The sequence below is a fragment of the Rhodococcus sp. T7 genome (assembly GCF_009872365.1).
Taxonomy (GTDB): domain Bacteria; phylum Actinomycetota; class Actinomycetes; order Mycobacteriales; family Mycobacteriaceae; genus Rhodococcus_F.
Genome location: NZ_WXYH01000389.1, coordinates 491,083 through 499,699 on the forward strand (window position 1 = coordinate 491,083; position 8,617 = coordinate 499,699).

The 8,617-nt window shown below is 68.0% G+C and carries 13 protein-coding genes; 4 read left to right on the plus strand and 9 right to left on the minus strand.

What is annotated here, in order from left to right; translation table 11 throughout:
* Positions 1 to 218 precede the first annotated feature (218 nt).
* The 4 genes from MLGJGCBP_RS46315 to MLGJGCBP_RS46330 form a co-directional block, all read right to left on the minus strand.
* Positions 219 to 710, minus strand: a complete 492-nt coding sequence (locus MLGJGCBP_RS46315) for a helicase associated domain-containing protein (RefSeq protein WP_080512611.1) — start codon at positions 708 to 710, stop codon at positions 219 to 221.
* Between the two features lie 357 nt (positions 711 to 1,067).
* Entirely contained in the window at positions 1,068 to 2,021 is a 954-nt protein-coding gene (locus MLGJGCBP_RS46320; protein WP_012686798.1) for a hypothetical protein, read from the minus strand.
* A 220-nt stretch (positions 2,022 to 2,241) separates the two neighbouring features.
* On the minus strand, positions 2,242 to 2,721 hold the full coding sequence (locus tag MLGJGCBP_RS46325) for a helix-turn-helix domain-containing protein (protein ID WP_236581250.1): 480 nt from the start codon (positions 2,719 to 2,721) through the stop codon (positions 2,242 to 2,244).
* Positions 2,722 to 3,484: 763 nt separating this feature from the next.
* A complete protein-coding gene (locus MLGJGCBP_RS46330; protein ID WP_160096643.1) occupies positions 3,485 to 3,979 on the minus strand; it encodes a hypothetical protein in 495 nt (164 codons plus the stop codon).
* Between the two features lie 227 nt (positions 3,980 to 4,206).
* Between MLGJGCBP_RS46330 and MLGJGCBP_RS46335 the strand changes: the two genes are divergently transcribed.
* The 3 genes from MLGJGCBP_RS46335 (at position 4,207) to MLGJGCBP_RS46345 (ending at position 6,421) form a co-directional block, all read left to right on the plus strand.
* Positions 4,207 to 4,560 (plus strand): hypothetical protein, encoded by a 354-nt coding sequence (locus MLGJGCBP_RS46335; RefSeq protein ID WP_201453074.1) that lies wholly within the window; start codon positions 4,207 to 4,209, stop codon positions 4,558 to 4,560.
* 1,403 nt (positions 4,561 to 5,963) lie between these two features.
* Positions 5,964 to 6,218: a hypothetical protein gene (locus MLGJGCBP_RS46340; RefSeq protein ID WP_201453075.1), complete on the plus strand. Its 255-nt coding sequence runs from the start codon at positions 5,964 to 5,966 to the stop codon at positions 6,216 to 6,218.
* Positions 6,215 to 6,421 (plus strand): hypothetical protein, encoded by a 207-nt coding sequence (locus tag MLGJGCBP_RS46345; RefSeq protein WP_160096645.1) that lies wholly within the window; start codon positions 6,215 to 6,217, stop codon positions 6,419 to 6,421. Before MLGJGCBP_RS46340 ends, MLGJGCBP_RS46345 begins: the two co-directional genes overlap by 4 nt.
* A 130-nt stretch (positions 6,422 to 6,551) precedes the next feature.
* On the opposite strand, the gene MLGJGCBP_RS46350 is transcribed toward MLGJGCBP_RS46345, so the two are convergent.
* Positions 6,552 to 6,803 (minus strand): hypothetical protein, encoded by a 252-nt coding sequence (locus MLGJGCBP_RS46350; RefSeq protein ID WP_160096647.1) that lies wholly within the window; start codon positions 6,801 to 6,803, stop codon positions 6,552 to 6,554.
* 432 nt (positions 6,804 to 7,235) lie between these two features.
* The gene (locus tag MLGJGCBP_RS46355; protein ID WP_160096649.1) at positions 7,236 to 7,520 is read right to left on the minus strand and encodes a hypothetical protein; all 285 of its coding nucleotides are present in this window, start codon (positions 7,518 to 7,520) and stop codon (positions 7,236 to 7,238) included.
* 198 nt (positions 7,521 to 7,718) lie between these two features.
* On the opposite strand from MLGJGCBP_RS46355, the gene MLGJGCBP_RS46360 reads away from it, so the two are divergent.
* Positions 7,719 to 7,892 carry a hypothetical protein gene (locus tag MLGJGCBP_RS46360; protein ID WP_160096651.1) on the plus strand — a complete coding sequence of 58 codons (174 nt, stop codon included), beginning with the start codon at positions 7,719 to 7,721 and terminating at the stop codon, positions 7,890 to 7,892.
* Positions 7,893 to 7,908: 16 nt separating this feature from the next.
* Here MLGJGCBP_RS46360 and MLGJGCBP_RS53445 read toward each other — a convergent pair whose 3' ends face one another.
* Genes MLGJGCBP_RS53445 through MLGJGCBP_RS46365 form a run of 3 tightly spaced genes read right to left on the minus strand, consistent with a single transcriptional unit; the run spans position 7,909 to position 8,487 of the window.
* Entirely contained in the window at positions 7,909 to 8,037 is a 129-nt protein-coding gene (locus MLGJGCBP_RS53445) for a hypothetical protein (RefSeq protein ID WP_258085251.1), read from the minus strand.
* Between the two features lie 45 nt (positions 8,038 to 8,082).
* Positions 8,083 to 8,223 carry a hypothetical protein gene (locus tag MLGJGCBP_RS51065; RefSeq protein ID WP_201453077.1) on the minus strand — a complete coding sequence of 47 codons (141 nt, stop codon included), beginning with the start codon at positions 8,221 to 8,223 and terminating at the stop codon, positions 8,083 to 8,085.
* Positions 8,224 to 8,280: 57 nt separating this feature from the next.
* Complete coding sequence (locus MLGJGCBP_RS46365; RefSeq protein ID WP_160096652.1) at positions 8,281 to 8,487, minus strand: hypothetical protein; 207 nt, start codon at positions 8,485 to 8,487, stop codon at positions 8,281 to 8,283.
* Positions 8,488 to 8,617: the final 130 nt, after the last annotated feature.

Sequence of the window (8,617 nt, forward strand, 5' to 3'; positions counted from 1 at the left end):
TCAAACCGATCAACAACGTCTGCCACACCGAAGAGTCTGCAGCACAACACCACAAATCATTGGGAGACACACCCTAGATCGACACCGTGCTCCTCACCTCGCCGTGGGCGTGGCAGGCCGGGGACAGCGGTCTGCCCACCCAGCGGGTCAACTACCGCTGTCCGCCGGATAGAGGGGCGAGCGCGCCCATTGCCTCCATAGACAAGAGGGTGGGATGTTTATCCCACAGGCTGTGCTGACATTCGCGGCCCCCGTGGGCGTGGTCCGGGGGAGACCCCGAGGGCCGCAAGTGGACGCCTCTCGTCGTCGGGCAATGCGTTGGCTCGCCACTTCTTCACCGCCTGGTAGAGCCACTGGCCTACCTGTTCACCGTCGGCAGTGACATAGTTCGCGGGAACGAGTGCGTCGCCGTGCTCTTCGCGGTAGGCGGCAATTTCGGAAAGCATCCGTCGCCGCTTGCCGTCGGCCGGTGACACGGCAGGAAGTGGAAGATCGTCATCACTCCACACGAACCCGATCGCATCGAGTTGCGCAATGCGTTGGGGCGGAAGGGTGCCGAGCATACGGGCAACCCGCTGGCGGTCCTGCCAAAGTCCCAGTCGAAAACCGCATTCGGTGACATAGTCGACGGGCACCACGATTCGGGGGTGATGGCGGCGAAACGCAGCGTAGAGCTGCAGAGGTGAGGCTGAGGACCGGTTTGCCCGCATCGAAATCACATCCTTTGTGAAAGCCGTCAAGCGTTGCCCGGATAGTCATTACCCCAAGTATGTCAACCTATTTGACGATCTGTCACGGAAGTCGACACGTGTTGGGTTGCAACTTGGCAGGTGCGAGAGCCGGTGGAACTCACAAGTCTGATCACCAGCGTGAAGAGACCTTTCGCGCTCGCGCACCGGCACGCCGAGGGCCTGGGCCCGTCCCCCGGTGGAGGAAAGCGCGCTCCCGCGTCCTAGCGCTGGCCTGATCACTCCAGCCTGTGCCACGGCGATGTCGGTACGCCGTCACCCTCATGGACATGGCGTATTCACAGGTCAAGCCTGGAAACGTCCGGATCGGTTCTCGGTTCAGAGGTTCCAGAGTCGGAGCACCGCGGCTCGCAGGCTGGCTGAGACGATGCGGTGGTCGGTGCGCAGCCGGGGATTAGGGTGCCCGACGTCGGCAAGCCATACTTCTGCGTCGGTCACCGCGATCGGCTCCAGGTCAATTCGGGTGCGCAGTTGGTACGCCACCGCTCGGCGGGTGTGCGGGATCGCGATCGGATCGGAGTCCACGACCGCGGGCGGGTAGAGCCATTCGTTGTCGGCGGTGACCTGGAGCAGGACGTCACCGCGCTGGAGCTGCCCGCGGCCGCCGGGGGTGTCGATGCGGAACCATTCGAGCTGGTACGTCGCCGCCGGCCCCGCAGACGTACGGTGGCGGCTGGTGTGGGCCGCCCGCTCGTGTTCCTCCGCGGCGCCGGGTTGGTAGTCGGTGATGTGCCACAGGAACATCCGGGTTACCGGGGTGGGGAGGAAGTCGGGTTCGGCACGGTTGCGGCCGCCGATCCCGGGCAGGGGGACGGCGCGGCCGATCTGCCAGATAGCGGTGGCGTTGTCGAGAAACACCTGGTCGACCTCGGTGATCTCCTCGATACCGTCGATGAACTTCCGCACGGCGGCGACAATGTCGGGGTCCTCGGTGATGACCACGGCCTCATCGGCGATGGTGGAGCTGTGGGAGGCGTTGGCGGAACCGATGACCGCCCGCCGATCGGTGACAATCACATTGGCGTGCAGATTCGGTGACGACAGCACCCGCACCCCGGCGTCCACGTAGTGCGCGAGCGCGGCCGGGGAGGTCGCGTGTGCGCGCACCGCGGCCCTCGAGGCGTTGACGACGAGGACGTCCCCGGCACGCAGCGGCAGCAGAGTGGGCGCGTCCTCTCCGAGGTAGGCGATCGCGCCATGCCGAGGTCCGCGCGTGCGGATGGCGCGGGTGATGTGCGGCCACGGACTCGGCCCGTGGAAGGTGATCCCCATACCCGAAAAGGGTAGCGGGGATGACCGCTTCGGCCGGTTGTTGGCCGTCGCTGAGAATGCAGACGATGGCGTCACGGAATTTGCAGACGCAGGTGTCGCCGTTCGTCGGCAGGCTGACGGGCCCGTCGGCACGGTGACTGCTGTGCGTCATTGTGAACGCCGCCGATCGGCACGATGACGGACGTACCCGGGCACGGCAAGACCGGACGGGACAGTTTTGTCAGCCGCTGCGGGGTGGGGACAGCAGACGTCCCTGTGTGTAGATCCCGATCAGGTCCCACGGTGGATCGGGGAACCCGAAGCGGCGACGATCCTCGACCGCGGCCGCCGACAGGACGCACAGTGCGTCCCCGAGCGGATTCCCGACGTACCGGATGGTGCAGAACGCCTCGCGGGCGACGAGGCCCAGCCGCTCGGTACCCCGGCGATGTAGCCACTGCACATGCTCACCGGTAGTGCGACGTAGCCAGCGGCGCACGGTCGATTCCGGGCGGCCCATCCGCTCGGCGATCCTCCGGAACCCCAGGCCTTTCGCCTTGTGGGCCAACGCATTCCCGATCACCTCGGCGGTGTCGGCCCGGCGCACCTGCAGGGCGGTGGGCAACAGGATGTGCGTGGCGCCGCAGTCGCGGCAGCGCACCCTTGTGGGCGCACGGTCAGGGTCGTCTCGCGGACGGTGCGGGCACGCCCGTGTCCCCACCTGGCCACCGTGCCCCGGCACTGCGGGCATCGCATGGTGCCGGCGTCGAGGAAGGTGTCGGCCTCCTCGGGCCGGCGTATGACGATCACAGCCGATGACTCCGCTCATGGTGGGACCAGTGTCGACGACTACATCCAATCGCACCAGGGGCCGGTTCGTGTTGGTAGCAGCGCTTCTCACGGCACGCCGTCACGCCGGACGACGAACGACGTCGCCGCCGTCACCGCACGGTCGTGTCCGCCCGATCCGGCATCGCTCATCACGGCTGTTCTCGTTCCTCGGCACGGTGACGATGCAGACGATCGGCCCTCTGCCCGGAACCCATCTGCATCACGGGTGACGGTTGGTGGCCCCGTGGTCGTCATATGCAGAGACGCTCAACAGCTACCCGGCGCCGAGCCCGGTGGTCACCAGATGCCGGCCCCGAAGGCCCAGGAGGAAATGCTGATGCCGTCCCGGAACGGGGGGTAGCGTCCACCACCAGGGGGAGTGTGCCCCGCGCGGCGGGCGCCGCGACCGAAAGGCGTGCACAGTGTGCCCTACCGGAGAGGACCGGACCGCACCACAACCCGGAGCAGATCCGGACGACGATCCGATCCGATGGCCGGACCCCAGCCCCCTCGACCTCTGGTGGCAACGTGTGATGTCCGACAGCCTCCGCCGGCATCGGATACCCGACCCCCCACCGGCACCACACCGGCAACGGCCACCGCACACGCGACCGGCATCCGATCCGCGGGCGGGATAACCCCGTCGCGGGTGGTCAGCGGGGCGGCGGATCCGGAAACGCCGGTGTCCGCGCATCGAGCAGCGCATCCACCCACACCAACGCCGCGACCAAAGTTTCGGCCCGCACCACCGGATCCGGTTCCCGTGCCGCCGCCGCGAGCTGCGCCCGGGCCGCGGGCCGGTCGTCGGCGAGCAACGCATTCACCGACCGCAACACCCGGCCCCCGGAGTCGGGCAACTCGTCCACCCCCAACCGCCGCCCGTGGGTGCTGCGCACCCTGAACTCGAACGACTCCCCCTCCTCCGGGACACCCAACCGGGCGACGACCACCTCGGCGATCGCGCCGACCAGCCACCGCAGCACCCCCGTGTACAACACCCCGGCCGGCGACCCCGGTCCCGGCGCCCGAACCAGCGGCGCCACCTCCACCGACAGCCCCGACATGTCTTTGTCCCCGAGTAACTGCACCAGATGACCGGCCAACCGCGCCTCCGGTTGGGCCACACCACCGACAACGTCCGGCCCCATGTTCACCGCATACCCCGCCGGCGGCGGTCGCACACTGGGCACACCCGCCGGGTGACGAACCAGGACATCCCGGGACGGGATTCGACTACCTCCCACCGACGTGGCCGATCCACGGTGGCCGCGGAGCAGAATGAAGGACGACACCCGGCGACCGTTAGAGAACACACCGAGGGTTCGCGACCGTGGCGATGCCGGGTACCGCGAATCTCACCGGAAGAGCAGCCGTCATGACCACACACAAGAATCACCTCGAGCCCAGCACCGATCACGAATTGATCCGCTGCTGGATCCAGCACCATCACGGGGCGCCGGCGATACTGTCGAACCCCCCGACCCACCCCGAGGCGGCGGCGGCAGTGCTGCGGATCGACTTCACCGGGCTGGGCCCGGGATCGGGTCTCGCGCACATCTCCTGGAACCAGTGGTTCGCCCTGTTGGACGCGCAGGCTCTCGCGTTCCGCTTCCCCGACACCGAGGACAGCTTCGCATTCCAGCTGGTTGACACCCCGCATCGCCGGCCGTGGTTGGGGTTCGCGGCGGACAAGGTGGCGTCGGCGGGAAGGCAATCTCGAACGCGTTGACGCGGGCCAAGCAGGGGTGACGACGCGCCAACAACGAGAAATTGACCATACGGACTCTGACCTTTACGGGGGTCCTCAACACAGATAAGGGGAAGGAAGTTGCCTGACATCTGGACCGAACATCCCGAGATCGTGCGTGATCTGCTTCGTGAGGCGGGATTCACCTGTGGCGTCGAGCCCAGGGTCCTGCCAGGACGAGATCCCGAATGGACTTGCATCTTCGACGGGAGCAACATCGCGGGGGACATCTACATCCATCAACTCGATACAGTTCCGGGCCACGGCACCCTGGCGGCGTGGCCGCTGGCCGTTCTCGGCCTCCTGCTGGTCGTCGTTCTGTGTCAGGCCTGGGCGATCATCAGGTTGAGACGAAGGACGTGTGGGTCCGGGGCGAAGTCTGGCTTCCAAGGCTGAGCCGCGCCCGCAGCCCGCGCGCCGCGGGTGCGGACGCATCGCCGAGTACGCCGTTCTCGGCGATGATGCTGCCGATGGTGATGGTGGACTCGGTGACCCGACGTCGGATGCCTGATTGGGCACGAAGACGCCAACACCGCCCGAGGTCTCCCCCCGGCGCCGGGATCGCGGCGCCGCCGGACTCGGTGCCGCCGCACCAACCCAACCGCGAAATGTGCAGTGGTGAGATACCGGCAGCCACACACAAGCTCGCGTAGGTGTGCCGATGTCCTGATCGAGCAGATCAGTGACGGTTTGCGGCTGGCGTTCGGGCAGATCGCCGGCGCCCCGCACCGCACCGCTACGGCGTCGCCGGGCTCCGGCGGGTGCTGCAGACCGGGATCGGGGCCCTCGTCCCGATCCTCGATCCACCGCCGGACGACAACTGCTCACCTACGAGATCACCACCACGGCGCTCCGCCGCCGCGACACCGGCGACTTTGACGGTGGGCAGATCGCCGACCGCCAATACGAATGGCCATCGCGGATGCGATTTGGCCACGAATTCGAATTCGAACCATACGGTCTCGTCGCCGATGTCATTTCCGGAAACTTTGCGACCTGCGGATTTGTCGCTCGTCTCACCGCATGGCCGCCGCAATCCGCCTCCATTCCCTGGTATTTCTTCCGCCCTCACGATGCGGGGCGCGGGCGGTGCCGAAGCCCCGCTCGGACGGGCGAACGTCACGCCCGTGAGACCCAGATGCCAGGAGTGGTTGGGGCACAGCGGATCCGGGCGGACTGTCCACCGGTGCCGTTCGAGCCACGACCGGATCGGTGACCGTGTGCTCGCGGCCGCGTGGCCTGCCGATGGCCCGGTACCCGGAAACACCGGCACCGGGCACCGGCATCGGTCACAATGGCCTGGCGGAAGCACGCGTTGCCGGGAAACCCGCGGGCAACGTCGAATCCATTCTCGCCGAAGGGAAGTCCGAACCGGAGGAGACCCGATGCCCGTTTCACCCCCCACCTTGTTGCGCCGCGTCCAGGACCGCACCACCGACCTGCGCCGCTGGTTGGATACCGGCGACAACACCGCGGCCCTGACGGCGTATCTGCGCGACGAACCCGTCGACGACCGGTGGCTCACCACCTACCACCGCCTCACCCAGAACCTGCTGACGGCGGTCGACCACGCCTGCCCGCCCCGGGCACCGCACGAAGAGCCGACGCGGGTCGTCGGCCGCCGGCCGGACGGCCGGTGAACGACGAGCAACGCCGGGCGCTCGAGCGGGTCCGCGACACCTGCGCCCTGCTGGACAGTTTCCTGACCACTCACCCGAGCGACCGGCCCCCGGAGCGGGTCCGATCCGCCACCTTCGAGCAACTGACCGACGACCTCCTCGACGCCGTCACCGCGGCGCAGTCCGCCGGTGTCCCCGAACATCGCATCTTCGACAGCATGTGACACCGCCCGGACCGAACCGGTCCCCGACCCGATGGCCTCGATCTCCCGACGGCACCAGAGCCCTGTAGTTCCTCGAACTGATCGGCCTCGACGCCGTAGCGCCGACATGCGGGGCACACGCGACTGTTCATCAGTCCATGTCCGACCGCTGTGCCGCCATCAGGAAGGCCTGATCGCGATGTGGATTCTCTGGATCGGCGCCCTGCTGGTCGTCGGCGGCTCGGCCGGCCTGGTGCAAGGACGCACTGCCCTCGCCCGTGTCCTCTGGGGGCTCGCCGCGATGGCCGTCGTGGGCGTTTTGGTCCGTGGTGTGGACCCGCTCCCCGGCTTTCTTGATCATCTTGCGCGGATTCGACGTCTCGTCGGAGCGACACGCGGACACAATGGATCATCACAGAAAGTGGGCCGGAACCCTCGATCTGGCCCCCACCTTGTCGGGGCTCGAGTTGGCCCCCAAGCCGACCCCTACTCGTGAGGTGTGACGGCTCGAAGTGGCTCCACCCCGAAGCGGTGAGCTGGGCGTTCTGGTTTGGTGGTGTGTCCCGGCCGGACGCCTCGACGTCGATGTCTGTCGGTGCCGGTTTCGATCGTGCCGAATGTCGACGCCGGGTCGGGGGACGCCGAGGAAGGTCCCGAACGCGAGGCGGAAGATCTCGTCGGCGGCGCCCAGATCCGCTCCGGCCAACGGCCCCACCGATTCCGCACGCGCGTTCACGACCGCCGCCCTCCGACCCATGCTCATCGACACCATCGGTTTGTCGGGAAACGGCAGGGGTGTGCGCCGCGATCACTACGGGCCGCGCCCTGGTGGGGGCTACGGGCGGCCGGTGGTGCGGGGTCGGGGTACGAGTTCGAACCAGGCGCTGATCCCACCCGGTAGGTGCGGATCCGGATAACTGAGGGCCAGGCCCTGCCGGTCGAAGGCGGCGAACCATTCCGTCCAGGAGAGGTGTTCGAGACCCGAGTCGACTCCGTGCACGTCGATTCGGAGCACGTCGCCGCCGGTGGTGTGGGGGACCCGGGCGGGGGCGCCGTGATGGGCCTGGGTCCACCGACGGATTTCCTCGTGGTCGGTGGTGAGGTGCGTGTGTGTGGTCATGAGATCGATCCTGCTGTGTCGCTACGTCGGTGTCACCGCCGCTCGCTCGGTCGCCGGGTGCGGGTGAGGTGATCGTCAGGCGATCGACACCGCGCGGCGCGGCGGCCCAGGTGTGAGACTGGCGCGGGGCACTGCCCGCATACCCACTGCGGCCGGGTTCAATCAAGGCGGTATCACGCGCCTTGGAGGGAGGGGACAGTGATCCTGATCCGCCACGGCGACGGTGCGCGCGAGGGCTTGGCCGAGACGCTGTGCGCGAAGGATTCCCCGTACATGGCGGCGGCGACATCGTGCCGACGAGCCCCTACCACCCTGCCCACAACCCTTGGCGACAAGCTGCACGATTCGACGCCGCTGCCCGCGGCCGGGTGACCGCCCCATGTCGGTGTCAGCCGTTCGGGTGGAAGGGTGCTCCGCGGGTGCGGCGTGTCCCGGTCCGCCCGAGAACGGCCTGCAGGACGGCGGTGCCGCCGACGGCTCCGGCGAGCAACAGCAGCAACTGCGCCTTGTTGTTCATGTCGGTGTCCTTTCGGGTATGCCGATGGGGGTCGGTTGCGGGGGTTCAGCGCGTGGGGTGCTGCGGGTCGTCGCGATCGTCGGCGAGCATCGCCTCGATGCGGGCCCTGATCTCCTCGGTGCTGATCGACCCGCCACGGGATGCGGTGCGGGGATTGGTTATTGCCTCGGTCGTCGTGATGCGCATGTATCGGAGTCCTGTCGGCAGGTCGATGAATGCGATTGCGCCGGAGAAGGGTTGCGGTCAGATCATCACGGTCGCCGCGGCGACGGCGGTGAGGGTCGTGAACGCGGTCAGGGCGCCGATGGTCGCCGACCCGGTCACCAGCACCGCCGGGGCGGCCGCCGATGCCGCGGCCGCACATCCGATCGTCGCCCCGGTGCGCAGCCGCGAGATCGGTCGCTCTTCCGGGTGGGCGGTGCGGGTGCAGCCGGGGGCGGTGATGGTCACGGGGAGGGTCCTTTCTCGCGGCGCGGGTGGCGGTTCGGCGGATGTGTGGGGTCGGGGGTGGGTTCTACAGTCCGACGACGCGTTCGAGGGCGTCGAGGATGGTGTCGAGGAGGGCGAGGAGCGGCGTCAA